This window comes from Streptomyces sp. NBC_00239 (assembly GCF_036194065.1).
Classification (GTDB): Bacteria; Actinomycetota; Actinomycetes; order Streptomycetales; family Streptomycetaceae; genus Streptomyces.
Map to the genome: position 1 here is coordinate 7,110,347 of NZ_CP108095.1, position 25,943 is coordinate 7,136,289.

General features: G+C 72.2%; 19 protein-coding genes. 13 read left to right on the top strand and 6 right to left on the bottom strand.

Annotated features, from left to right (window positions below; all coding sequences use genetic code 11):
- Window positions 1-4 precede the first annotated feature (4 nt).
- A complete protein-coding gene (locus tag OG764_RS31655) occupies window positions 5-1,177 on the bottom strand; it encodes an agmatine deiminase family protein (protein WP_328971745.1) in 1,173 nt (390 codons plus the stop codon).
- Window positions 1,178-1,465: 288 nt separating this feature from the next.
- The gene (locus OG764_RS31660; RefSeq protein ID WP_328971746.1) at window positions 1,466-2,050 is read right to left on the bottom strand and encodes a TetR/AcrR family transcriptional regulator; all 585 of its coding nucleotides are present in this window, start codon (window positions 2,048-2,050) and stop codon (window positions 1,466-1,468) included.
- A gap of 169 nt (window positions 2,051-2,219) precedes the next feature.
- Here OG764_RS31660 and OG764_RS31665 point away from each other — a divergent pair, with 169 nt between their 5' ends.
- The 10 genes from OG764_RS31665 to OG764_RS31710 all read left to right on the top strand — a co-directional run bounded on the left by OG764_RS31665 (window position 2,220) and on the right by OG764_RS31710 (window position 14,384).
- Complete coding sequence (locus tag OG764_RS31665) at window positions 2,220-3,851, top strand: serine/threonine-protein kinase (RefSeq protein ID WP_328971747.1); 1,632 nt, start codon at window positions 2,220-2,222, stop codon at window positions 3,849-3,851.
- A gap of 235 nt (window positions 3,852-4,086) precedes the next feature.
- Window positions 4,087-5,244, top strand: a complete 1,158-nt coding sequence (locus tag OG764_RS31670) for an agmatine deiminase family protein (protein ID WP_328971748.1) — start codon at window positions 4,087-4,089, stop codon at window positions 5,242-5,244.
- A 93-nt stretch (window positions 5,245-5,337) separates the two neighbouring features.
- A complete protein-coding gene (gene ureA / locus OG764_RS31675) occupies window positions 5,338-6,033 on the top strand; it encodes an urease subunit gamma (protein WP_328971749.1) in 696 nt (231 codons plus the stop codon).
- Window positions 6,030-7,781: an urease subunit alpha gene (locus OG764_RS31680; RefSeq protein ID WP_328971750.1), complete on the top strand. Its 1,752-nt coding sequence runs from the start codon at window positions 6,030-6,032 to the stop codon at window positions 7,779-7,781. Before ureA ends, OG764_RS31680 begins: the two co-directional genes overlap by 4 nt.
- 172 nt (window positions 7,782-7,953) lie before the next feature.
- Window positions 7,954-8,976: an agmatine deiminase family protein gene (locus tag OG764_RS31685; protein ID WP_328971751.1), complete on the top strand. Its 1,023-nt coding sequence runs from the start codon at window positions 7,954-7,956 to the stop codon at window positions 8,974-8,976.
- Between the two features lie 85 nt (window positions 8,977-9,061).
- Window positions 9,062-10,726: an ABC transporter substrate-binding protein gene (locus tag OG764_RS31690; RefSeq protein ID WP_328971752.1), complete on the top strand. Its 1,665-nt coding sequence runs from the start codon at window positions 9,062-9,064 to the stop codon at window positions 10,724-10,726.
- Window positions 10,723-11,682 carry an ABC transporter permease gene (locus OG764_RS31695; RefSeq protein WP_328971753.1) on the top strand — a complete coding sequence of 320 codons (960 nt, stop codon included), beginning with the start codon at window positions 10,723-10,725 and terminating at the stop codon, window positions 11,680-11,682. The genes OG764_RS31690 and OG764_RS31695 overlap by 4 nt, the downstream gene beginning before the upstream one ends.
- Window positions 11,679-12,533 carry an ABC transporter permease gene (locus OG764_RS31700; protein WP_328971754.1) on the top strand — a complete coding sequence of 285 codons (855 nt, stop codon included), beginning with the start codon at window positions 11,679-11,681 and terminating at the stop codon, window positions 12,531-12,533. Before OG764_RS31695 ends, OG764_RS31700 begins: the two co-directional genes overlap by 4 nt.
- 5 nt (window positions 12,534-12,538) lie before the next feature.
- Complete coding sequence (locus OG764_RS31705; protein ID WP_443056255.1) at window positions 12,539-13,594, top strand: ABC transporter ATP-binding protein; 1,056 nt, start codon at window positions 12,539-12,541, stop codon at window positions 13,592-13,594.
- A complete protein-coding gene (locus tag OG764_RS31710; protein ID WP_328971756.1) occupies window positions 13,587-14,384 on the top strand; it encodes an ABC transporter ATP-binding protein in 798 nt (265 codons plus the stop codon). Before OG764_RS31705 ends, OG764_RS31710 begins: the two co-directional genes overlap by 8 nt.
- A 58-nt stretch (window positions 14,385-14,442) precedes the next feature.
- Here OG764_RS31710 and OG764_RS31715 read toward each other — a convergent pair whose 3' ends face one another.
- Entirely contained in the window at window positions 14,443-15,123 is a 681-nt protein-coding gene (locus OG764_RS31715) for a TetR/AcrR family transcriptional regulator (RefSeq protein ID WP_328971757.1), read from the bottom strand.
- A gap of 197 nt (window positions 15,124-15,320) precedes the next feature.
- Here OG764_RS31715 and OG764_RS31720 point away from each other — a divergent pair, with 197 nt between their 5' ends.
- The gene (locus OG764_RS31720) at window positions 15,321-16,481 is read left to right on the top strand and encodes an agmatine deiminase family protein (RefSeq protein WP_328971758.1); all 1,161 of its coding nucleotides are present in this window, start codon (window positions 15,321-15,323) and stop codon (window positions 16,479-16,481) included.
- 12 nt (window positions 16,482-16,493) lie between these two features.
- Here OG764_RS31720 and OG764_RS31725 read toward each other — a convergent pair whose 3' ends face one another.
- Window positions 16,494-17,462 (bottom strand): LysR family transcriptional regulator, encoded by a 969-nt coding sequence (locus OG764_RS31725; RefSeq protein ID WP_328971759.1) that lies wholly within the window; start codon window positions 17,460-17,462, stop codon window positions 16,494-16,496.
- Window positions 17,463-17,465: 3 nt separating this feature from the next.
- Window positions 17,466-19,214 carry an ABC transporter substrate-binding protein gene (locus tag OG764_RS31730; RefSeq protein WP_328971760.1) on the bottom strand — a complete coding sequence of 583 codons (1,749 nt, stop codon included), beginning with the start codon at window positions 19,212-19,214 and terminating at the stop codon, window positions 17,466-17,468.
- Window positions 19,215-19,422: 208 nt separating this feature from the next.
- Between OG764_RS31730 and OG764_RS31735 the strand changes: the two genes are divergently transcribed.
- Window positions 19,423-20,688, top strand: coding sequence for an alpha/beta fold hydrolase (locus OG764_RS31735; protein WP_328971761.1), 1,266 nt, complete (start codon window positions 19,423-19,425; stop codon window positions 20,686-20,688).
- Between the two features lie 69 nt (window positions 20,689-20,757).
- Complete coding sequence (locus OG764_RS31740) at window positions 20,758-21,954, top strand: M6 family metalloprotease domain-containing protein (protein ID WP_328971762.1); 1,197 nt, start codon at window positions 20,758-20,760, stop codon at window positions 21,952-21,954.
- Window positions 21,955-22,100: 146 nt separating this feature from the next.
- Here the strand turns inward: OG764_RS31740 and OG764_RS31745 are convergent, their stop codons facing one another.
- Window positions 22,101-25,475, bottom strand: a complete 3,375-nt coding sequence (locus tag OG764_RS31745) for a S8 family serine peptidase (protein ID WP_328971763.1) — start codon at window positions 25,473-25,475, stop codon at window positions 22,101-22,103.
- Between the last annotated feature and the right edge of the window lie 468 nt (window positions 25,476-25,943).

Genomic DNA, 25,943 nt, shown 5'->3' on the forward strand with positions numbered 1-25,943 from the left:
GTGATCAGGCGGCGGGCTTGCCGGGCTGGTCGTGGGTGGCGCAGTGGATACCGCCGCCGCCGGTGGCGATGGTGTCGATCTTGACGGGCACGATGTCCCGCTTGGGGAAGTGCTCCTGGAGGATGCCGCGCGCGCGGTCGTCGGCCTTCCGGTCGCCGAAGCGCGGCATGAAGACGGAGTCGTTGGCGACGTAGAAATTGGCGTAGGTGGAGAGGAAGTCGTCGCCGCGGCCGGTGATCCCGTACGGGTCGGGCTGGGGCAGGTCGATGACCTCGAACCGGCGTCCCCGCGCGTCGGTCGCCTGGTCGAGCACGGACTTGGCCTGGTCGGACGAGCGCGACCAGGAGTCGGCGGGGGTGCCCGGGTAGGCCCGGTCCAGCAGGATCACCCCGGGAGCGGTGAACCGTACGAGGCTGTCGACGTGGGCGTCGGTGATGTCCTCGCCGCGTACGCCGGCCAGCCAGATCACCTTGTTCACGCCCAGGAGCCGCTTGAGCTCGGCCTCGATCGCGTCGCGGCTCTTGCCCCGGTTGCGGTTGTCGTTGACGATCGAGCTCTCGGTGATCAGCAGGGTGCCCTCGCCGTCGGTCTCGAAGGAGCCGCCTTCGGCGACCAGGGGCGCCTGCACCCGGGGAACGCGATACGTGGACAGCAGGTTCCGGCCGACCTTGCCGTCGTTCGTGTGCTGCTGCTTGTTGCCCCAGCCGTTGAAGTTGAAGTCGACGCCGATGACGTCGCCGGCCTCCTCGACGAACACGGGGACCGTGTCGCGGGCCCACAGGTCGTCGACGGCCAGCGGGATCACCTCGACCTGGGAGCCGCACGCCTTCTGGGCCGCGTTCACCTGGTCCGGCCTGGCCATCATGACGACGTACTCGTAATCGGCGATGGCGCGGGCCACCCGCGCGATGTCCTGCCGCACGTAGGGCAGGTCCTCCTCCCAGACCGACTTCAGGGCGGGCCAGGACATGAAGGTGCGGGTGTGGCTCTCCCACTCGGCTCCGAGCCGGCGCCCTCCGGTCTGCCGGGCGGCCTGCTGAGCCGCACCGGAGGCACCCGTGGAGGCGGCCGATCCGGCGGAATCGCCGGGCCCGCACGCCGAGGCGCCGAAGGCGAACGCGGAGACGCCGGCGAGCGCACGCAGGGCCGTGCGGCGGGATGGGAGGAGTGCGGACATGAGGGGCTCCGATCGTGAACGTGCCTGACCGGGAACCGGGCGGCGAGAGGGCGGGCGCCGTGGGAGACGGGAGCGCGGGTCGCCGCCGGATCCTGGTGTGATCAGGGTGCACAGACTGCACCGGGAATCGCCGCTCGCGCGGAGCGGATGCGGATTCCGTGTCTCCACACTGGCACTGACTGAAAATTCAGTCAAGTTCGAGGGTGGGGTGCAGGGGGCGAAGGTGAGGGCGCGGGGGTGGCATGGGCTCGGGTGCGGGTGTGGTGGTGTCCTTCGCGCGGCGCGGGGTCAGTGGCGGGACAGCTGCCCGATCTCCACGGAGACCGCTTCCCGCATCAGCTCGCGGGCGTGCGTCAGGGGCAGGGCGCCGCTCAGCCAGCGGGTGCTGAGTCCTTCCAGCAGGGCCGTGAGCCGTTCGGCGGCGCAGGTGAGGGCGGGGGCGGGCGCCGTCGGGTGGATGCGACCCAGGTACTCGGCGACTTCGTGCACCCAGATCAGGCCGGCCCTGGCCAGGTCGTCGCGCAGCTCGGGGTCGAAGACGGCGCTGGCCCGGAGCTCTCCCCACGCGGTGCTGTTCTCGCGCACCTCGGGCAGGTCCTGGAATTCGAGCAGCAGCGACTGCTCCAGCTCCTGCCGGGCGTCGAGGGGGCCGGCGGCCTGGCAGGCCGCGGCCGTGTACCGTTCCGCGCGGTCGCTGATGAACTCGAGCGTGTGGTGCAGGACGCCCGCGCGGTCCTTGAAGTGGTAGTAGATCAGCGCGGTGGAAACGCCCGCCTCGGTGGCGAGCTCCTCCACCCGCAGCCCGCGGACCCCCCGGCGGGCTATGACCCGGGCGGCTCCTTCCAAGATTGCCGTTCGGCGGTCCGTCGCCACGTCGTCTCCTCCTGGTGATCTCGCCGGCCAGTGTCTCATATTGACTGAATCTTTAGTTAGTGCCAGGCTGCCGGGGCCGGACGTCCACGCACCCGGCTGTGACGCCCCTGCTCGCGGGTGCGGGGCTCCGGCCCGCGCGCCTCGCTCCGTTCGTTGAAAGAGCCACCGCATGTCCGCTCGCATCCCTGGTGTGCAGCCCGCCCGCACGGCCTTGTCCGCCGACGACCCGCGCGAGATCGGCGGCTACCGGCTCCACGCCCGGCTGGGCTCGGGCGGCATGGGCGTGGTGTACCTGGCGCACACCCCCGGCGGCCGCCCCATCGCCCTGAAGGCCGTACGGGCGGAGTTCGCGGGCGACCCCGAGTTCCGCCGGAGGTTCGCCCAGGAGGTGGCCAGCGCCCGGCGCATCCACGGCCTGTTCACCGCGCAGGTCGTGGACTCCGGAGCCGACGCCCCGACCCCCTGGCTGGCCACCGCCTATGTACCGGGGCCCTCCCTGCAGCAGGTGGTCCAGCGCCACGGTCCGCTGCCCGAGCGCACGGTCCTGCTGCTCGTGGCCGGCATCGCCGAGGCGCTCCAGGCGATCCACCGGGCGGGCGTCGTCCACCGCGACCTCAAGCCCGCCAACGTGCTGATCGCGGAGGACGGACCCCGGGTGATCGACTTCGGGATCGCCCGCGCGGCCGACACCGTCGCGCTCACCGGGACCGGGCTGACGGTCGGGACCGCGGCGTTCATGGCTCCCGAACAGGCTCAAGGCCTGTCGGTGGCGCCCGCCACGGACGTCTTCGCCCTGGGGGCGCTCGCCGTGTACGTGGCGGGAGGCACGGCGCCCTTCGGGCCCGGCCCCGAATCGGCCGTCCTCTACCGGGTGGTGCACGGGCAGCCCGATCTCGCCCGGGTGCCCGCCGGCCTGCGGGACCTGCTGTGGCAGTGCCTGGCCAAGGAGCCGCGGGACCGGCCCACGACCGGGCAGCTGATCGCGGCCGTCCGGGCCCATCCTCTGGTGGGTCCGCAGGCGGAGTTCGCCGAGGGCTGGCTGCCCCAGCCGGTCAGGAGCGAGATCGCGGGGCGCGGCGTGGAGCCGGTGCCGGTCTCGATTCCGGCGCCGGGCTCGCATCCGATGCCGGCGCCGACTCCGTTGCCGGCGCCGGTGTACCGGCCCACCCTCGCGGCCGCCGCCGTCCATGACACGCAGACCCGGACCGGCCCGCGCGCGGACGCGCGTACCCGCCGGGCGCGCAGGGGCCGCCACCGGCTGCGGGTGGCGGCGCTCGCCGCCGCGGCCGTGGCGGTCGCCGCAGGGGTGGGCGCCGCCGCCGTCCACCTGGACCGCCCGCGGGGGGCGGAGGGGGCGTCCGAGGCGCCGGGCGCGAGCGCGGCCCCCGGTGCGAGCGCCGCGCCGCCGGCGCGTCCGCCCGCTCCCGCCGGCTACCTGCCGGTGCGCACCGAGGTCGAGCTGACCTCCCCGGACGCGGGGTACGAGTTCGACCTGAAGGCCGGGAAGGTGGTCCCCGAGGAGAACGCCGCCTGGTATCTGGCGCGGACCGGCGAGGAGTTCGTGCTGCCGGAGGACAGTGACGCGTTCGTCGCCGCCGGGGACGTGCTCGGCCCCGCCGACTGCGTCCGCGGGATCGAGACGCAGCCGGTCACCGTGCTCCCCTTCGGCGAGCTGGGCGAGCGCCCCTTCTGCGTCCGCAGCGCGGACCAGAAGGACATCGTCGTCGTGCGTCTGATCGAGGCGCCGACGGACGGCGGGTCTGTGACCGTGGTGCTCGATCAGTACCGCCGGACCCCGTGAGCGACGACCGTGGACATTCAGGCCTGAGTAAAATATCAGGCCGTGTCGGATGCCGGACTTTGCGTTAAAAGTAGAGGTCAGGCCGCAATACTTCGCCACTTCGCTGAGTCGATGGCGAGGTGCCCATGCTCCTTTTTGCGCGCCGGACGATTTTTGGCCTCCAGATCATTGACTGAATTTTCAGTCCGGGCCATGCTGTGGCACATCCCCTCCCGCCCCTCATCAGGGAGTCCCCATGAACACGCCAGTCACCTCCCGGCGCCGGATCCTCCAGCTCGGTGCGGCGGCGCTGCCGCTCGCGGCCCTCGGGTCCGCCGTCCCCGCCGCCCGCGCTGCCACGGCCCCCGCCGACGCCACGCTGCGGATGCCCGCCGAGGACGTGCGGCACGTACGCACCTACATGGCGTGGCCCGCGCTGTCCTCGGTCTGGTCGAACCGGCTCGGGGGAGTACGACGCGACATCGCGACCGTCGCCGACACGATCTCGCGGTACGAGCCCGTCGTGGTGCTGGCCCGCCCCGGGCAGGCCGCCGACGCCCGCTACGAGTGCGGGGGCGGCGCGTACCACGGCATCCAGGTCGTCGAGATCGCCAACGACGACCTGTGGATCCGCGACTTCGGCCCCACCTTCCTGGTCGCCCCGGGCGCCGTCGTCGGGGTGGACACCAACTTCAACGGCTGGGGCAAGACGGGAACCCCGTACGAGCAGCCCTTCGTCAACGATGCGGCGGCGGCCGCGACGCTCCTCGCCGAGTACGGGATCGGCCGCCGTCGGGCCTCGTTCGTGGGCGAGGGCGGCTCGCTGGAGACCGACGGCCAGGGCACCCTGCTCGCCACGGTCAGCTCTCTGGTGAACGGCAACCGCAACCCCGGCATGTCCCAGGCCGAGGTGGAGCGGGCGCTGATGTCGGACCTCGGCATGGACAAGGTGGTCTGGGTCCCGGGCCTGGCCGGCCAGGACATCACCGACTGCCACATCGACTGCCTGGCGCGGTTCGTCGCACCCGGCCACGTCATGCTCGACCGGCCCGGCCCCGGCGCCGACAGCAAGTGGGTCGCCGTCTACGAGGAGACCAAGCGGGTGCTGCAGAGCGCCGTCGACGCCCGCGGCCGGAGCCTGCGGATCACCGAACTCCCCGGGCCCGACCGCCGCCACATCCGTGGCCGGGGCGAGGAGTTCCTCTCCAGCTACACCAACTACTACCTCGTGAACGGCGCGGTCCTCGTGCCCCGGTTCGGCGACGGCCAGGCCGACGACGCCGCCCACGCGATCCTGCGGGCCTCCTACCCGGGCCGCGACATCGTTCAGCTCGACATCGACAACATCGCGAGCGGCGGCGGGGGCATCCACTGCGCCACCCAGCAGCAGCCGGCCGTTCCGCCGGCGGTCTGAGGCGCGACCGTCCCGCGCGGCCGGCGGCCGCCGTGAAGAGAAGGAAGGAAGACACACCGTGCGTCCGACCGGACCCCGAGACCAGGGGGAACCATGCCTCTGACCCCCACTGAGCGCGACCGACTGCTGCTCTTCAGCGCCGCCGAACTCGCGCGGTCGCGCCTCGGGCGCGGGCTCCGCCTCAACGTGCCGGAAGCGACAGCCCTGATCGCCGACACGGTGTGCGAGGCGGCGCGTGACGGACTGCGGCTGGCCGCGGCCATCGAGCGCGGCCGCGGCGTACTCGGCCCGGACGACGTACTCCCCGGCGTCACCGACGTCGTGACGGAGGTCCACGTCGAGGCCGTGTTCGACGACGGCACCCGGCTCGCCGTCATCAGCGACCCGTTCGGTGAGGTGGAGCACGGTGACGACGCCCCCGGCGCGGTCCTTCCCCACGAGGACACCGTGCCGGAAGCGGCGCCGGCCATCACGTTGGAGGTCCGCAACACGGCGCCCGTCCCGGTGAGCGTGACCTCGCACTTCCACTTCTTCGAGGCGAACCCGCGGCTCGACTTCGACCGGGCGGCCGCCTACGGAATGCGGCTCGCCGTCCCGGCCGGATCGTCCACCCGCTTCGACCCCGGCGCCGCCGTCGAGGTGGGGCTCGTACCCATGGGCGGTGACCGGATCGCGATCGGCTTCGCGGGCCTGGTCGACGGGCCGCTGGACGCGCCCGGCGCGAAGGAAGAGGCCCTCCGCAAGGCCGCGGCCTGCGGCTACCTGGGAGCAGAGGAAGTACCGAGATGAGCAGACCCACCAAACACAGCGACCACTGTTTGCCCGGCGGCAGCCGGCACATCGACCCTCAGGAGTACGCGGCGGTGTTCGGTCCGCGTGCCGGTGACCGGGTGCGGCTCGGGGACTCGGGGCTGACCGTGCGGGTGGAGTCGGACGCGCAGAAGGCGGGTGACGAGTTCCTGGCGGGTTTCGGGAAGACGGCCCGGGACGGTCTGCACCTGAAGGCGGCGGCGGTCCGTGACACGTGTGACGTGGTGATCAGCAACGTTCTGGTGATCGATGCGGTGCTCGGCATCCGGAAGGTGTCGATCGGCATCCGTGAGGGCCGCATCCACGCGATCGGCCGGGCCGGCAACCCCGACACCCTCGACGGCGTCGACGTCGTCGTGGGCACGGGTACGACCATCGTCTCCGGCGAGGGCCTCATCGCCACCGCCGGAGCCGTGGACACCCACGTGCACCTGCTCTCCCCGCGCATCATGGAAGCCTCGCTGGCCGCAGGCGTCACCACGATCATCGGCCAGGAGATCGGGCCGGTCTGGGGCGTCGGGGTGAACTCACCGTGGGCGCTGAAGCACGGGTTCAACGCCTTCGACGCCTGGCCGGTCAACATCGGCTTCCTGGCGCGCGGTTCCTCGTCGGACGCCGCCCCGCTGGTCGAGGCCCTCGCCGAGGGTGGTGCCTGCGGCTTCAAGGTGCACGAGGACATGGGCGCCCACACGCGCGCCCTGGACACCGCGTTGCGGGTGGCCGAGGAGCACGACGTGCAGGTGGCGCTGCACTCGGACGGCCTCAACGAGTGCCTCTCCGTCGAGGACACCCTGCGGGTCCTGGAAGGCCGCACGATCCACGCGTTCCACATCGAGGGCTGTGGTGGCGGGCACGTGCCGAACGTGCTGAAGATGGCGGGCGTGCCGAACGTCATCGGCTCCTCCACCAACCCCACCCTGCCCTTCGGCCGCGACGCCATCGCGGAGCACTACGGCATGATCGTCTCCGTCCATGCGCTCAAGACGGACCTGCCGGGTGACGCGGCGATGGCCCGCGACCGGATCCGCGCCGGGACCATGGGCGCCGAAGACGTCCTGCACGACCTCGGGGCCATCGGCATCACCTCCTCCGACGCCCAGGGCATGGGCCGCGCCGGCGAGACCATCCGCCGCACCTTCGCCATGGCCGCCAAGATGAAGGCCGAACTCGGCCCGCTCGAAGGCGACGGCGCGGGCGACGACAACGCCCGCGTGCTGCGCTACATGGCCAAGCTGACCATCAACCCGGCCATCGCCCACGGCCTCGCCCACGAGATCGGCTCCATCGAGGTCGGCAAACTCGCCGACATCGTCCTGTGGCGCCCCCCGTTCTTCGGCGCCAAACCACAGCTCGTCCTCAAGTCCGGCTTCCCCGCGTACGGGGTCACCGGTGACCCGAACGCCGCCACCGACAGCTGCGAGCCCCTGGTGCTCGGGCCTCTGTTCGGCGCCCATGGAGCGGCACCGGCCGATCTCTCCGTGGCCTTCGTCAGCCGGGCCGCCGCCGAGTCCGGCTCCTTCGGAAGACCCCACGACACGCTGGGCACCCGGCGCCGGCGGGTGGCCGTCCGGGGAACCCGCGGCATCGGACCCGCCGACATGGTGCACAACGCCCGCCTGGGCCGGGTCGACGTCGACCCCCGCAGCGGTCTCGTCACCCTCGACGGTGATCCGATGCGCTCCGAACCCGCGGACGAGGTCTCGCTGAGCCGCCTGTACTTCCTGTGAGTCCGGCCGCGGCCGCTTCGTCCCTGTAGACCCACATCCCCACTCTTGACTGAATTTTCAGTCGAGAGGAAGATTCCGTTCACTACCGCGTACCCGTCCCGCGCCTCTGCCGGACACCGAGCTGCCGGCCACCGCCGACGGGTACTTCTGGCGAGAAGAAGAGAGACCCGCGATGACTGCATTCCGTATGCCCGCCGAGTGGTCCGCGCACGACGGGTGCCTGATGGCCTGGCCCACCCGCCAGGACCTGTGGGGGAGCGTGCTGGACGAGGCCAAGGAGGAGTACGCCGACGTCGCCCGGGCCATCGCCGGATTCGAGCCCGTGACCATGGTCGCGCCGCCCGGCCACGGGGAGGAGGCCCGCACCCGCTGCGGCACCGACGTCACCGTGATCGAGCTGCCCCTCGACGACTCCTGGTTCCGGGATTCCGCCCCGCTGTTCGTCCTCGACGGCGACGGCAACCGCGCCGGCGTGGACTTCCGCTTCAACGCCTGGGGCGGCAAGCACCACCCCTTCGACGCCGACGACCGGATCAGCTCCCTGCTGCTGGAGCACCTCGGAGTCGACCGGATCGCCTCCGACATGATCCTCGAAGGCGGCGCGATCACCGTCGACGGCGAGGGCACGCTGATCACCACCGAGCAGTGCCTGCTGCACCCCAACCGCAACCCCGGCCTGACCCGTGACGAGATCGAGGCCGAACTGAAGACCCGGCTCGGGGTCACCAAGGTCATCTGGCTGCCCTACGGCGGTCTGCTCGACACCGAGACCGACGGCCACGTCGACGGGGTCTGCGCCTTCGCCGCGCCCGGCACGGTCGTCGTCTCGCTCCCCTCCGACCCGGACCACCCCGACTACGCCCGGATGCGCGCCAACCGCGCCGTGCTCGACGCCTCCACCGACGCCCGCGGCCGCCGGCTGGAGATCATCGACGTACCCCAGACGGCCTTCGCCGACCTCGCCGGCGGCGAGATCGAGGTGTCCTACCTGAACTACTACGTCGCCAACGGCGGCGTGGTCGTTCCGGTGGCCGGCATGCCCCAGGACGACGAGGCCCTCGCGGTGATCGCCTCGGCCCACCCCGGCCGCAAGGTCGTCGGCGTGCGCGCCCTCGCCATCGCCTTCGGCGGCGGCGGAGTCCACTGCATCACCCAGCAGGTCCCCGCCACGCGCACCACCGCGGCCGCCGGCTGACCCGCACACCCGCCGTTCCCGGCGGTCCGCCCCGGCGGTCCGCCCGCTCCTCCCCCCGCATCCCTCACGGAAAGAGAGCGCGACGATGACCACCTCCCCACCCCGCGCGAGCAGACGCCCCTACCGCGCCGGCCGCCGCAGCGCGGGCCTCGCCACCGCCGTTCTGACCTCTTCCGCCCTGCTCGCGGCCTGTGCGGGTCCGCCCAAGGGCGACCCCGGCAACGTCACCGACGTGCACCTCTCCGCGTCCACGCCCACCGCCCGCGGCGAGATCGACTCCTTCACCTGGGCCGTCTACGCCGAACCGCCCACCCTCGACTACACGGTGGCGTTCGACTACCCGCAGAACACGATCCTCTCCAACGTGTGCGAGAGCCTCATGCGCTGGACCCCGGAGCTGACCACCGAGCCCGGGCTGGCCGTCAAAGCCGCCAACCCCGACCCCACCACGTGGGTCTACGACCTGCGCTCCGGCGTCCGCTTCCACGACGGCGGCATCATGACCGCCGACGACGTGGTCTACAGCCTCGGCCGCCAGATGGACCCGGACAACGCCGCCGCCTGGGCCCAGGTCTTCCAGAACGTCGCCGGCGTGACCAAGACCGGCCCCCTCCAGGTCACCGTCAAGCTCAAGAAGCCCGACTCCCAGTTCCCCCAGTACATGGCGACCGCCGCCGGAGTGGTGGCCTCCAAGGCCGGCATCGAAGCGGCGGGCAAGGACTACGGCACCGCCGGCAGCCTCGCCTGCACCGGTCCCTTCAAACTCGGCACCTGGAACAAGGGCCAGTCGATCGAACTCGAACGCTTCGACGGCTACCGCGGCGAGAAGGCCAAGTCCAGGAAGGCCGTCTTCCGGGTCCTCACCGACCCCTCCGCCCGCACCAACGCCCTGCTCAGCGGAGAAGCCGACGGCGGTTACCTCATCCCCACCGAGAGCTACGCCCGGCTGCGCGGCAGCGGCGTCGGCACGCTGTACTTCGGCGAGGGCCTGAGCACGGTCAACGTCAACGTCACCAACATGAAGGGCCCGCTCGGCGACGTCCGCGTACGGCGCGCCCTGTCCCTGGCCCTCGACCGCTCCGGATTCGTCAAGGCCGGACTCGGCGGCGCCGGCACGGTCACGAACTCGCTCACCACCCGGGCCGCCTGGGCCGCCGCCCCCGAGAACACCCTGAAGGTCGCCCTCGACAGCCTGCCGCGCCCCGACCGGGACATCGAGAAGGCGAAGGCGCTGATCAAGGAGGCGGGTGCCACCGGCAGGACGCTGACCGTCGCCACCAGCTCCATCGGCCAGGACGTCTCCCTCCTCGCCACCGCGGTCCAGGCCGCCGGCACCCAGATCGGCCTGGACATCCGGCTCAAGACGATCGCCCCGAACGCCTTCACCGCGCTGTTCACCGATCCCAAGGCGCGCGAGGGCATCGACATGTTCCCGCTCACCTACTACGACTCGATCACCGATCCGCTGGACCTGCTCACGGCCTTCAAGACCGGCGCCTACCTGAACTTCGCCGGCTACAGCGACAAGAAGTACGACGCGCTGGTCGACCGGGCCACCGCGACGTACGACCGGCGGGCGCGGCTCGCCGTCGAGGCCGAACTCCAGAAGCGGGCCGCCGAACAGCTGCTGTGGATCCCGGTGGCCGAATGGCCCACCGCGATGTTCCTCAACAAGAGGATCACCGGCGCCCCCACGACCATCTCCTACATGTACCACCCGTGGGCCGCCGGCGTGGGGGCAGCCCAGTGAACATCGCCAGATTCGCCGTGCGACGGGTGGCGGAGATGGCCGCCACCCTCCTGGGCGCGTCGTTCGTGGTCTTCGGCGCGATGTACCTCGCGCCGGGCAGCCCCGCCGGCTTTCTGCTCGCCGGCCGCTCCGCCTCACCCGAAGCGCTCGCCGCGATCAACGCCCGGTACCACCTCGACGACCCCTTCCTCGTCCGGTACCTGCGCTGGCTCGGCGACGTGCTGCAGGGCGACTTCGGGCGCTCCATCACCTACCGCACCGACGTCTCGCGGCTGCTCGCCGACCGGCTCCCCACCACGCTGCTGCTGATCACGATGGCGCTGGCCGTGGTCGTCGCCCTCGGGCTGCTGCTCGGCTGGATCGCGGCGGTCCGCGGCGGCGCCACCGACTCCGCCGTCCTGGTCACCACCACGTTCGCCGTCGGCACCCCGTCCTTCGTCGCGGCCGTCCTGCTCCAGGGCCTGTTCGCCGTCAACCTCGGCTGGTTCCCCAGCAGCGGGGCCGGCGACGGCTTCGGGGACATGGTCTGGCACCTGACCCTCCCCTCGATCGCGCTGGCCCTGTACCTGATCGGCATGCTGGCCCGCGTCACCCGCTCCGCGATGGCCGAGGCCCTCGACAGCGAGCACGTCACGGTCGCCCGCAGCCGCGGCGTCCCCGAACGACAGGTCATCCGCCGCCACGTGTTCCGCAACGCCCTGGGAACCGTCCTGACCACCGGCGGTCTGATCGTCTCCACCCTGCTGGTCTGCACGATCCTCGTCGAGACCGCCTTCAGCATCGGCGGCATCGGACAACTCCTCGAACTGTCCACGACCACCAAGGACTTCCCCACGGTCCAGGCCATCTCCCTCATCATCGTCGCCCTGTTCATGACCGTGAACCTCGTCGTCGACCTGCTGCTGCCCCTGGTGGACCCGCGGATCGCCCTCGGTTCGAGGAGGTCCTCCGCATGACCGCCGTCCTGACGCGCCGGCCGGGCCTCGCCCGGATCCGGTCACCGAGGTCCCCGCTGTACGTGCTCTGCATGGGGTTCGTCGCCCTCGTGGTGGCGGCGGCACTCCTCGCCCCCTGGGTGGTGCCGTACGACCCCAACGTCATCGACCTGGGCAACGCACTCGCCGGACCCTCCGCCGGGCACCCGCTCGGCGTGGACGCGGCCGGCCGCGACACCCTCTCGCGGCTGCTGCTGGGCGCGCGCACCTCGCTCCTCGGCCCTCTGGGAGTCGTGGTCTTCTCCACCGTCGCCGGTGTCGCCATCGGCACGGCCGCCGCCTGGAGGGGCGGCTGGCTCGACTCGGTCCTGTCCCGCAGCACCGAGCTGGTCTTCGCCTTCCCCGGCATGCTGCTGGCCATCCTGATCATCTCGGTCTACGGCGAAGGCCTGACCGCACCGGTCATCGCCCTCGCCATCGCCTACCTGCCCTACGTCAGCCGCCTCACCCGCTCCCTGGTCCTTGCCGAGCGCGAACGCCCCTACGTCAGCGCGTACCAGGTCCAAGGCCACTCGGCGGTGCAGATCTGCCTGCGCCACGTCCTGCCCAACATCGCCCCCGTGGTCCTCGCCCAGTCCACCATCAACTTCGGCTACGCCCTGATGGACCTCGCCGGTCTCTCGTTCCTCGGGCTGGGCGTGCCGGCGCTCACCCCCGACTGGGGCCGCATGGTCTTCGACGGGCAGACCGCCGTCCAGCACGGCTACCCGCTGTCCGCGATCCTGCCCTGCGCCTTCATCGTGCTGACGGTGGTCGCCTTCAACGTGGTCGGGGAACGCTGGGCCGACCGCGTCGCCAGGAGAGACCGATGAGCCCCATGAAACCGACCGGCCCCGCGAGCCCCACCGACCCGGCCCGCCCGACGGATCCGACGCGCACGACGGCGGATGCGTACGTGCTCGACGTCCGGGGACTCAGGATCACCCTGCCCGGCACCGCGCGCCCCGTCCTCGACGGCGTCGACCTCACCGTCGCGCCCGGCGAGACCGTCGCCCTCGTCGGCGAGTCCGGCTCCGGGAAGACCCTCACCTCCCGCGCCGCCCTACGGCTGCTCCCGCCCGGCGCCACGGCCGAGGGCTCCGTCCGGGTGGCCGGCCGGGACGTCCTGGCCATGGGCGCCGACGACCTGGGCGCCCTGCGCACCCGCACCGCGGCCATGGTCTTCCAGGACCCCCGCGCAGCCGTCAACCCGCTCCGCCGGATCGGGGACTTCCTCACCGAGAGCGTCAGGCTCGCCAGGACGGCGAGCCTGAGCCGGCCCCGGGCGACCGCCCGTGCCGTCGAACTCCTGGAAGCCGTGGGCCTGGACGCCTCGGCCCTCCAGAAGTACCCCGGCCAGGTCTCCGGCGGAATGCTCCAGCGGGTCGTGATCGCGGCGGCCCTCATGGGGGACCCCGTCCTCCTGCTGGCCGACGAGCCGACCACCGCCCTCGACGTCACCACCCAGGCCGAGGTCATCGCCCTGCTGGCCACGCTCCGCGAACGCTTCGGCACCGGCCTGCTCTTCGTCACCCACGACCTCGACCTCGCCGCCGCCATCAGCGACCGGGTCTGTGTCATGTACGCCGGGCGAATCGTCGAGACCGGCCCGGCCGCGGACCTGTTCGCGCACCCCCGCCACCCGTACACCGCCGCGCTGCTCGCCTCCACCCCCCGGCCGGCGGCGCCGCGGGGCCGGCTCGCCGCCATCGACGGCCGGCCGCCCGACCTGCGGCAGGAACTCCACGGCTGCTCCTTCGCCGCCCGCTGCCCGTTCGCCACGGAGATCTGCGACCGGCAGGCCCCGCAGCCGCTGGCCGCCCCGGGACGCCCGGAACACCGGGCCGCCTGCCACCACACCGACCGCCTCGAAGGGAGCCCGGCCGATGCCTGAGCACGTACTGGAGGCCGTCGGCCTCCACCGCAGCTACGGGACCGTACGGGCCGTGGAAGACGTGTCGTTCGTCCTCCCCGAGGGCGGCTCCCTGGGCATCGTGGGCGAGTCCGGCTCCGGCAAGACCACCACCGCCCGGATCGTCGTCGGCCTGGAGCGGGCCGACTCCGGCGAGGTCCTCGTACGGGGCAAGGCCCGGCCGGCGCACGGGCGCGGTCGCGCACAGCGCCTGGCTCGGGCCCGCGAGGTCCAGATGGTCTTCCAGGACCCCTACCTCTCCCTCGACCCCAGGACCAGCATCGAAGGGGTCCTCCGCGAGACCCTGCGCCTGCACTTCCCCGGCGGGGACCACGACCGGCGCGTCCGCGAACTCCTCGACCAGGTCGGCCTCGGCAGCCGGGCGGCGCAGGCCCGGCCCCGCCAGCTCTCCGGCGGTCAGCGCCAGCGGGTCGCCATCGCGCGCGCCCTGGCCGTCGAGCCGGCCGTGCTCGTCCTCGACGAAGCCGTCGCGGCCCTCGACGTGTCGGTGCAGGCTCAGATCCTCAACCTGCTCGCCGACATCCGGGAGGAGACCCGGATCGGCTACCTGTTCATCACCCACGACCTGGGCGTGGTGCGCTGCGTCACGGACGACGTGATCGTCATGCGTGAGGGCCGGATCGTCGAGGCGGGCGCCACGGCGGAGGTGCTCGCCGCGCCCCGGCACCCGTACACGCGGCTCCTGATGGAGTCGGTGCCCCGTCCCGGCTGGGATCCCGCGTCGATCGCCGCCGCCCGCCGGGCCCTGTGACGGGCGGTGGTACCGGCCCTGTTGCGGGCTCTGCGGCAGGGCGTGGGCCGCGGGTGGTTCAGGCGCCGGCGGCGAGCGTGCGCACGAGCACGCGCAGCACCGCGCCCGCGTCGAACTCCGCGTCGAGGGACTGAGCGGCGGCCAGTCCGTCCACGGCCGCGGCCACCGCCTCGCCCAGCGGGCGGGCGTCGACGTCCTCGCCGCGTTCGTCCGCCAGCACCCGGAACAGGTCCACGAAGCAAGCCCGCCAGCGCCGGTACTCCGCCTCCAGGGACTCCCGTACGCGCTCGTCGTTCAGCGCGTGCCAGTGCAGCGCGGCGTGCAGGTGCGAGAGGTCGGCGCTCTCGGGCTCCGTCAGTAGGGCGAGGACCCGCTCGGCCCGCTCGGCGAAGGCGCCGGGCGCGGACACAGCCTGTTCGAGGGGGGAAATCCACTCGGGCCGGATGTCCTCGACGACCGCCAGGACGAGGTCGGTGCGGTCCTTGAAGTGGTAGTGGCACATCCCGTGCGAAACCCCGCACAGGGCGGCCACGTTGCGCGTGGTGAAGCGCTCGCTCTGCTCGCCCGCGAGCAGGGTGCGGGCCGCCGCGACGAGCCGTGCCCGGGTCTGCTCGCCCTTGGCCGACACGCGGGGCCGGCCCGTGGGAGCGGGACCCGCGGGGGCGGGGACGGTGCGGGCCGGGACCGTACGGGCGGGGGCCGTGCCGAGATCCCGGGAACTCTTCGCGGATGCTGCCATGGCGCCACTCTAACCAGCGTCCCGGCGCCACCTGCGGGTTTCTCCGGTCCGGTCGACATCCGTTCGGCATCCGCCCGGTGTTCGTGCGGCACCCCCCCCCGCAGAACTGGTGTCGAGATTATTGACCGAGCGCTCGGTCAGTTCTAGCTTCCCTTCAACACCCCATCCAATGCAGGCAGTTGAGACAGGAGACAGCCATGAACGATCACGCTGTGAGTCATCCCTCGGGTGAGGGGATGGGCAGGCGGAGGTTCCTGACGGTCGCGGGACTGACCGCCGCGGGCGCCGCGCTGGCCGCGGCCGAAGGCCGTGCCCGGGCGGCGTCGCGGAGGAGCGGCGCCGCGTCGGCGGCCGGCTTCAGCGTCCCGATCGAGGACGTCCGGCACACCCGCACCTGGATGGCCTGGCCCGACAGCACCTCGATCTGGGGCGGCAAACTCGGCGGCGTGCAGGCGGACATCGCGCTGATCGCGAAGACCATCGCCCGCTACGAACCCGTCGTCATGTGCGCCAACTCCGCGGGCGCCGCCAAGGCCCGCTCGATGTGCGGCACGTCCGTCACCGTCATCACCTCGATCCCGGTCGACGACTGCTGGATGCGCGACAGCGGACCGGTCTTCCGCACCGACGGCGCCGGCGGCCTCGACGCCGTCGGACTGAACTTCAACGGCTGGGGCAACAAGCAGACCCACGCCAAGGACGCCCTCGTCGCCGAGCGGATCGCCGCCTACGCGGGCGTGCCGTTCAGCCGCGCCGACCTGGTGGGCGAGGGCGGGGCCATCGAACAGGACGGCGCCGGCACCCTGATGGCCACCCGCAGCAGCCTCGTCAACCGCAACCGCAACCCCGGGATGTCGCAGGCACAGGTCGAGAGCGCGATGCTCGCCGCCTACGGCGCCTCCAAGGTCATCTGGTTCGACGGCGTCGTCGGTCAGGACATCACCGACGACCACGTCGACGCCACCTCGCGCTTCCTCGCCCCCGGCAGGGCGCTCGTCCAGATGCCCCTGGCCTCCGACAACGACGTCTACGCGAAGGACGCGCGCAAGCAGTACCAGGTCCTGTCCACCGCCACGACGGCGTCCGGCACCCCGATGTCCGTCTCCAGGCTCCAGGGCCCCGACTACTACAAGATCCGCTCCGCCAACCCGGACTTCCTCGCCTCCTACGCCAACTACTACCTGTGCAACGGCGCCCTCGTCACCGGGCAGTTCGGGGACACCGCCGCCGACGCCGCCGCCCGGTCCACTCTCGCCCGGCTCTTCCCCGGCCGCGCCATCGAACAGCTCAACATCGACCGCCTGGGCACCGGCGGCGGCGGTATCCACTGCGTCACCCAGCAGCAGCCGGTGGCGTGACCCCTGACCGGCTCACGCCGACCGCACCCGGGCCGCGCCCGGGTGCCGTAGCCGCCAGTCCGCGTAGACCGGGCTGGCGGCACACGTCTCCAGGTAGCCGGCCGCCACCGCGCGCAGGATGCCGTCGCCGTGGGGGGCCAGCGGGCCGTCCCGGTGCCAGGCCAGGACGTGGCGGTACCAGAGCGGGTTTCCCGCGAGGGGGCGGACGGCGATGCCGGGGGTTTCCGAGAAAGTGGCCTGGCAGAGGCTGACGGCCAGGCCCGCGCGGACCAGTTCGATCAGCTGGCGCCCCTCCGCCTCGTGCGGGGCGGAGGGGCGGCGGCCGGTCAGGGCGCACACCGAGGACCAGTACTCGCGGGTGCGGTCGCCGTCGGGCCTGGGCATCGCCCAGTCGTGATCGGCGAGTTCGGCCAGGGACACGGCCTCCTGGCCGGCCAGGTGGTGGGCGGCGGGCAGCAGGGCGAAGACGGGTTCGGTGACGAGGGGAGTGAGGACCACCCCGTCGCGCGGCGGCAGGACCTGCTCCGGGTGGTCCCCGAGGACCGCCGCCTCCAGGCGGCCGGCGGCCAGGTCGTCCAGGAGCGTGACGGGGGAGTAGTGGCACCGGGAGGTCACCTCCGCCTCGGCCAGCAACGTCCGTACGGCCAGGACGAGGTGGCCGATGAGGGGAGCACCTACCGATCCCACGCGGACCCGGTCCGGGGACGCCAGGTGGCGGGCCGCGCGGGCGGTGTCGGCGAGGAGCGCGTCGATGCCGGGCAGCACGGCGTGGGCCCGGGCCAGCACCAGCTCACCGAAGGCCGTGGGCGTGGCCCCGGCGCGCCGCCGCTCGAAGAGCGCTCCGCCGAGCATCGACTCGATGCGGCGCAACTGCGTGCTGAGGCCCGGCTGGGTCATGGACAACGCGGCGGCGGCCCGGGTGAGGCTGCCGGCCTCGGCGATCGCGCACACCACACGCAGGTGCCGTACCTCCAGTTCCATGCGCTACTTCGCCGGGTCCTTGAGCCCGATGGTGGCGTAGTCGAGCTGGCCGCCGAAGGACGTGTGGCCGAACGCGCCCGCGATGTTGGTGCCGAGCAGCAGCGGCATGCGCTCGATGACGGCGGGCACCGTCGGGGCCTTGGCGAGGATCTCCCCGTCCAGCTGCCGCCACGCCGCATCGGCCCGCGCGGCGTCGGTCATGCCGGCGATCTCGTCCATCCGCTTCATCGTCGCCGCGTCGCGGAAGAGCGAGTGGTTGCCGGAGTTCCCCTTCTCCTTGATGTAGCGGCCGTCGAAGAGGAAGGGCAGGAAGGTGGAGCCGGACGGGTAGTCGGGGCACCAGCCGGTGTAGACGAGGTCGGTGCGGTTCTCGGTGTCGCCGATGGTGTCGTAGAAGGCCGACGGGTCGACCGCGTCGATCGTGACCTTGATCCCCGCCCGGCCCAGGGACTGCTGGATCGCCTCGGCGACTCCCTTGTCGCCGTTGGAGACGGTGATGGTGGTGGCGAATCCGTCCGGCCGGCCCGCCTCCTTGAGGAGCCGCTTCGCCTTCTCCACGTCACCCGTGGCCGGGATCCCCAGCGTGTCGGGCTGCTTGCCGCCGAAGAGCGAGCCGGGCATGAGGGCGGTGGTGAGGTCGTTGAGCGCGGGACCGCCCGAGGCGGTCAGCACCGCCTCGCGGTCCAGGGCGTACAGGACGGCCTGGCGGACCTTGAGGTCGTCGAAGGGGGCGCGTCCCGTGTGCATCTGCACCATCTCGGTGCAGTTGGTGGACTCGGCCAGCAGCCGCGCCCTGACGTCGGTCTTCGTGAGCACCTTGGGAGTGCTCTCGGGGCGCAGCTTGCTCCAGGGGACGGCAGAGGCGTCCACGCCCTCCGAGGCGATGAGCCGGTCGTCGATCTGGTTGGCCCTCATCCCCATCATCACGACCAGCTTGTCCGGGTACGCCTTGCGCACGGTGTCGGTCGCCGGGTCCCAGTGCGGGTTGCGGACCAGCACGAGCCGCTTGTCCCGGTCGTACGACTCGATCTTGTAGGGGCCCGAGGAGAACGGGCGGCTGTCGTACCGGGGGCCCTTGTCCCGGGCCCTGGGCACCGGGGCGAAGGTGGGCAGGACGGTGACGTTGCAGAATTCCGCGAAGGGCTTGCGGAGTTCGAAGACGATCGTGTGGTCGTCGGGGGTCCTGACGGAGTCGAGGTGCTGCCCCCGGGCGGGTCCCCGGTAGCCCTCGCCGCCCACCAGGTAGCGGGCGGCGTAGTCGGGGCCGCCGGCCAGGTCGGGGGAGAAGGACCGCTCCACGTTGTACTTGACGTCCTGCGCGGTGATCGGGGTGCCGTCCTCGTAACGGAGGCCCCTCTTGAGCTTGAAGGTCCAGGTCCTGGCGCCGTTGGAGGAGACGCCGAGGTCCTCGGCCAGGTCGGGGACCAGCTCTCCGCCCTTCGCGCCCGGCGCCGCCCTGTACGTCACCAGCGTGCGGTAGAGCAGCCGGGTGCCGAAGTCCATGTCGCCGATCACCCAGTTGCGGGCCGGGTCGAGGTGGGTGAAGTCCTGGTTGGACAGGACGGTCAGCGTGCCGCCCTTCTGCGGGGTGCCGCCGACCGTGGCCCCGGCGTTGGCGAGTGCGGGGTTCTTCGGGGCGGCCCCGTCCTGCCGGCCCCCGTCGGAGTGGCTGCCGTTGGAACAGCCCGCCAGGCCGAGCGTGACGGTCGCCGCCAGGCCGGTGGCGACGGCGTGGAGAGTGCGCTTGTTCATCAGTGGTCACTCCGTGAACGGTCGGGAAGAGCCCTGGAAGGCTGTGGAATGTGACCCGTAACATAGTTATGTGAAATGGTACCCACAATTGTCGTACCTCCATAGCGCGGAGTTATGGACAAGTGGGGGCTCCACGGGTTCCGGCGGCCGCGCCATGCTGTCGTGCAATGTCACACGCCACCGTGCGCCCGCAGCCTGAAAGGGACCCATGAACCCCGCGTACGCGACCGTCGACCACGTCTTCGCCGTCCCCCTCGACCACGCGGCCCCGCACGGCCCGACCCTGCGGATCTTCGCCCGCGAGGTCACCGACGCGCGCCACGCGGGCCGGCAACTGCCCTGGCTGCTCTATCTGCAGGGCGGACCCGGCGGCAAGTCCCCCAGACCTACGGCCGGCTCACCCGGATGGCTGCCGCAGGCCCTCAAGACCCACCGGGTCCTCCTCCTCGACCAGCGCGGCACCGGCCGCTCCACCCCCGTCACCGCCCGGACGGCCTCCCGCTTCGCCTCACCGGCCCGGCTGGCCGACCACCTCGGCCACTTCCGCGCCGACTCGATCGTCGCGGACGCCGAACTGATCCGCCGGCAGCTGTGCGGCGACGAACCCTGGGAGACCCTCGGCCAGAGCTACGGCGGGTTCATCACCCTCACCTACCTCTCCCAGGCCCCCGAAGGCCTGCGGGCGTGCTACGTGACCGGCGGCCTGCCGGGCCTGTCGGCCACCGCCGACGACGTCTACGCCCGCACCTACCCCCGGGTCCGGGACCGCGTCCTCGACTTCTACGCCCGCTACCCCGACGACGCCGCCCGGCTGCGGGAACTCGCGCGCCTCCTGGCCGCCACCGAGGTGCGCCTGCCCGACGGAGACCGGCTCACCCCGCACCGCCTGCGCACCCTCGGCCTCGTCCTCGGCATGGGCGACGGCTTCGAGCGGCTCCACTGGCTCCTCGACGAATCCCTCGACGGGGAAGGACAGCCGACCGACACGTTCCTGCACCAGGTGACGGCCCTGACCGGCTTCACCGACAACCCGCTCTTCGCCGTCATGCAGGAGACCCTGTACGGCCAGGGCGCGGGCCCGACGGGCTGGGCGGCGGCCAGGGCCCTGGCGGACGCCCCCGCGTTCGCCGAGGACGCCGACCCCCTCCTGCTCACCGGCGAAATGATCTACCCCTGGATGTTCCGCGAGATCAAGGGACTGCGCCCCTTCGCCCAAGCCGCCGACCTGCTCGCCGAACGCCCCGACTGGCCGGCGCTGTACGACCCCCGCCGTCTCGCCGCCAACCGGGTGCCACTCGCCGCGATCGTCTACCACGACGACATGTACGTGGACGCCGGGCTCTCCCTGCGCACCGCCCGCGAGGTCGGCGCCACCCGCGCATGGGTCACCAACGAATGGGAGCACGACGGCATCACCGCCTCCGGCGGCCGCGTGCTGTCCCGCCTGATGGACCTGGCCGCGGGCCGCGCGTAAGCCCGCGCCGCCCCTGCCCGGCCGCACCCGCCCCTCGTACCCCCTCAACCTGCCTCCGACGGGAGAGACATGACCAGCCCGCTCCACCGCCTGCGGCCGCTCGCCGCGGCCGTCGCCCTCGTCTCCTGCCTGTCCGCGCCCACCGCGGCCGCCGCATCCACCCCCGCCGCCGCGCCCGGCCGGCCGGCACCCGCCGCCGGCTGCGCCCTCCCCGGCCGGACCGGCTGGACGGACGAGGGCCACGACACCGACCGGAACCGGTTCCAGCCCGCCACCGGAACCCGCCGCGCCCTGACCCTGTACGTGGACTTCCCGGACGCCCCGGCCGGCGACTCCACCGCGCCGTACGCCGCCCACCTCGCCCCGGCCGCCGGCTGGATGGGCCGCGCGAGCCACGGCCGCCTGCGCCTGGACAACACCCCGCTGCACCGCTGGATCCGGATGCCCGCCGAGTCCACCTCGTACGGCTTCGCGCGCGGCCTCACCTTCGAGGCCCACGAGAAGTACCTCCGCGACGCGATCACGGCCGCCGACCCCTACGCGGACTTCTCCCGCTACGACATGGTCTACGTGGTCCCCGCCAGGACGGCGACCGCCGTTCCCTTCTCCCCGACCTACCTCCACGACCCGGCCACGCCCGGCATCACCGCCGACGGCACCCGCATCAAATGGGCCGTCACCTTCGGGCAGGACATGTGGCGCTGGGGCCACAAGGTCGTCGCCCACGAGACCGCCCACACCTTCGGACTGCCCGACCTGTACGCGTTCACCGGCGCCACCCACCGGTACGCGGGCGGCTGGGACGTCATGGGCAACATCGCCGGCCACGCCCCGCAGTACCTCGGCTGGCACTCCTGGAAGCTCGGCTGGACCCGCGACGACCAGGTCGCCTGCCTGCCCGCCTCCGGTCGCCGGACGGTACGGCTGACCCCGGTGGAACGGCCCGGCGGAACCACCATCGCCGTCCTGCGCACCGGTGAGACGACCGCGTACGTGGCGGAGTCCCGCCGGGCCCGGGGCAACGACGCGGCCGCCTGCTCCACCGGCGTCCTCATCTACAAGGTCGACTCCGCCGCCCGGACCGGCGAGGGCCCGGTACGGATCATGAACGCGAACCCGACCGCGACCCCGCCCACCGGCTGCACCCCGCTGGACCTGGCCGCGCACGCGCCCGGACAGAGCTTCACCGACCCAGAGAGCGGCGTGCGCATCGACGTCCTCGCGGGCGGACGGGCGGGCGACACGGTGCGGCTGACCAAGGAGTGAGAAGCGGCCCGTCCGACACGAACGGGGCGGCACCACCGATCGACTCGGTGGTGCCGCCCCTCACGTCCTCGCGGTACCGCTGCGAGGACGCGTCGCCGTCACGAGGAACGCGTCGCCGTCACGAGGAACGCGTCACCGCGGCGGCATCACTTGCCGTAGTACGCGTTGTGGATCGTCAGCGTCGACTGGTTGCCCTGCTTGTCCGTGACGTGGGCGCGGAAGGACACGGCCTTGTCCTTCGCCGGGTTCTTCACGGAGATCTTGCCGTGCGCGACGGTCACGCGCTGCCAGGTCCGCCCGTTGTCGTAACTCACGGACACCGTGAGCGACTTGAGGTTCCTCCCGGCCGCCGAACCCTGCACGGTCACCGGGACGAGGACCGTCTTGCCCGCCGGGGCGCGCGAGGCGAGGTCGACGGGGACCGCGAAGCGGACCGTGGACACCGGCAGCGCCGTGGTGGACGCGACCTGCCCGGAGCGGAAGGTGAAGCTGGTGTCGATGCGGGTGGAGACCGCCGCGACCTTCGCCGAGCGCTTGACGGAGGTCGTGAGCCGGTACTCGGCGTCGGCGGAGTCGACCGTGAAGGGCTGCTCACCGCTCAGCGCGTCGTCGTTCTCGGCGACCTTGACACCGTTGCGGTACAGCGTCGACTTGGCGGAGGTGTGCGTCGAAACACCCAGGTGGCCCTGGCCGTCGGAGAACAGTCGCACGGAGCCGATGAGCTGCTGCTCGCCCGTGGCCGGGTCGGGCGCGGTGCGGAAGACGCCCGCGTCCTTGGTGAGCTGCGGGCCGAAGACGCCGGTGTTGAACGTCTCCCGGTAGGTGCGGCCGACCTCGTAGCGCTTCGGCTCGGACGACATGGACGCCGCGTCGAAGACCGGTTGGCCCCCCTCGCCGGGCGCGCCGTACTGGTTGAACCGGGTCAGCCACTTGACGCCGTCGGCAGTGGAGACGAGGAAGGTGCGCGTGCCCGGCGCCGCCTGCGACCCCCAGAACCCGTTGCCTTCCGGTGCTCCCGGCAGGTGGGGGAACGGGGCGAGCAGAGCGGTCTTCCCGGGGGCCGGGGCGCCGATGGCGACCTTGACCGTCGCCAGCTCGTTCGCCTTCACGTGCTTGGTGTAGCCGGTCGAGACCTTGCGCGTCTTGCCGCCGAACGCCACCGCGTAGTGAGTGGTGGCTCCCTTGACGAACTGCGCGTCCCAGGTCTGCAGGAGCGAGCCGTCGGTGATGGCCGGACCCATGTGGGCGGTGCGGAAGTTGGTGAAACTGCGCAGCACCCAGCCGTTGCCGACGTGGCTGCCGTCGGTCGCGCGCTCGTAGTACGTGCCGCCGAAGTCGACCTTGTCGAGGCCGGGCACCGTGACGTTCACGGGCTTGGCGGTGCGCGCATCGGCGGTGACCTTGGCGTCGCCGGAGACGTCCAGCTTCGGCTGGGCGATCCAGTCGGTGCCCTTGGTGTAGTCCGACGGGTCCCGGTAGACGGCCGCGTTGAAGGTGTACGAGCCCTTGGGCACGCGGACCTTGTGCGTGCCCGGCCGGCTGTCGATGTAGAGCTGGAAGTCCTTGGCGGGGCCGGAGACGCCGTAGAGGGAGTTGGAGAAGTTCCGGGCGTCGACGCCGTCGCGGTCGACGGTCCGGAGCGTGAGGTCGTAGGACTCGACCTCGCGTACGGCCACCGCGGCCGTACGGACGGACTGGCCGGCGACGGTGGCGGTGACGTAGCCCGTGTAGGTGCCGTCGGCGGTGCCGATCCGGGTGTTCGCGGTGAGGTCGACCGCGGCCTTGCCGCCGGCGGGCACGGTCACCTTGCCGGCGCCGACGCCGAAGAAGCCGGCCGGGGCAGGCTTGCCCGCCGGGTCCAGCCCGGACACCGACACGTCGAGCGTGACGTCCTTGGTCCCGAGGTTGCGGTAGACGACCTTCTTGGTGACGGGCTTGTCGTCGGTGTGCGGCCACTGCGCGAGGCCGAAGTTCAGCGAGCCCGACTCGGCGATCACGCTCTGGGCGAGCGCCTTGTCGACCTGGATGCGTCCCGTGCCCTGCTGGAAGGGGGTGTAGGCGCCGCCCTTGGCGGACGCGGTGAGCGCGCCCTTGAGCTCGGTGGACTTCCAGCCCGGGTGCTGCTGCTTGAGGATCGCCGCCGCGCCCGCCACGTGCGGGGTGGCCATGGAGGTGCCGTCGATCTGCAGGTAGCCGGGCGCCGGGTGCGGTGTGCCCGGGCGGGTGTCGATGAGGCTGCCGGCGGCAGCGGCCGCGGCGATGGCGACGCCCGGCGCGGTCACGTCGGGCTTGACGGCGCCGTCGACGCGCGGGCCGATGCTGGAGAAGGGCGCCAGCTTGTCGTCATGGTCGACGGCGCCGACGGTCAGCGCGGCGTCCGCACTGCCCGGCGATCCCACCGTCGATTCGCCGAACTCGCCGTCGTTGCCCGCCGCGATGGCGAACAGGATCCCCTTCTCGGCGGACAGCTTGTCGACCGTCGCCTCCAACGGGTCCACGCCGGGGGAGTCCGGGCTGCCGAGGCTGAGGTTGACCACGTCCGCGCCCTGGGCGGCGGCCCACTCCATGCCCGCGACGATCGCGGAGTCGTCCCCGTAGCCGTCGTCGCCCAGCACCTTGCCGCTGATGACCTTCGCGCCGGGCGCGACACCCTTGTACTTGCCGCCCGACCGAGCGCCGGTGCCGGCGGCGATCGAGGCGACGTGGGTGCCGTGGCCGACCCGGTCCGCGGTGTCGGGGGAGGCGGAGAAGTTCTTCTCGCCGACGACCTGGGTCTTGAGGTCGTCGTGCGTCTTGTCGACGCCGGTGTCCAGGACGGCGATCTTGACGCCCTTGCCGTCGAACCCGGCCCGCCACGCCTTGTCGGCGCCGATCTGCCGGACACTGCGGTCCAGGCTCGCGCGCCGCACCCCGTCCAGCCACACCTTGCCGATGCCCGGGGCGGTGGCGCGCAGGCCGCTCGCCTGCCGGTCGGTCAGCGCTTCCCACACCCGGGCCACGTCGTCCTGCGACGTACCGATGGCGTCGGCGTTGATGGTGGGGAACGTACGCCGCAGCCGGGTGTCACCGGCCGACCGGACGTCGGCCCGCGCGGCAACGGAGCCGGCGTCGTACCGCACGATCAGCTTGAGCCCGTCCCCGTGGCTCTTGCGCAGCAGCGGGTCGGTGAGCTCCTTGATGTCGAAGAGCCGCTGGTCCAGCCTGCCGGTGGCGATCAGGCGCTGCGCGTCGGCGGGCACCACCAGCGTGCGGCCGTTGGTGCGCTGCACCTGTACGGGTATGTGCTCACGGCCCTCCGCGGGCTCGAAGCCCAGCATCTGGCCCTTGGCGCCGACCACCACGCGGTCGCCCGTGATGAGCTGGATCCGCTGGTCGCCATCAAAGCGTGTGGGACTCGTCGTGTTCGTCGTGTTCATCGCGTACGTCGTGTTCGCAGCGATCGCTGTCGCGGGACCGGTCATACCGGCCACGAGGGCCACCGACGTGGCGGCTGCGAGGGTGAAGGCGCGTGCTCTCTTCACATGTGGGCGCAAGGCTCCCCCAGGAGCTTGGAATGAGATCGAGCGGTCAATTCCAGCCAGGGCGCAACCAACAGCGCCGCCGGCGGTCAGCGCAGTATGTGAGGTCAGCGGAATGTGATCAACGGCGCTGTGGGCGTGGGGGATTGAGGCGCACCATTTCAAGTCATCTTGGGTTCCCCGAGTTTGACGGGGCGACGATGGCACTGTGACGGTTGTGTGACCGCTGGACGATGGCCCTGCGACCCCGCCGCGCACCAGCCCCTCGAATCCCCCTGGAGACCGGGCCGCGCCCCCGTTTCACCCCCCGGAACCCTTACGACCGGAGCGCACCCCTCAAGTTGGCCATATCCGCACCCGCCCGTACCCGCCCGTACCCGCCCCTCCAGCCCATGGCCCCACCCGCGCCGACCGCACAGGCCGAAGGCGCCTGCCCGTCGACCAGCCGGGTCAGGCGCCCTCTCTCACGGC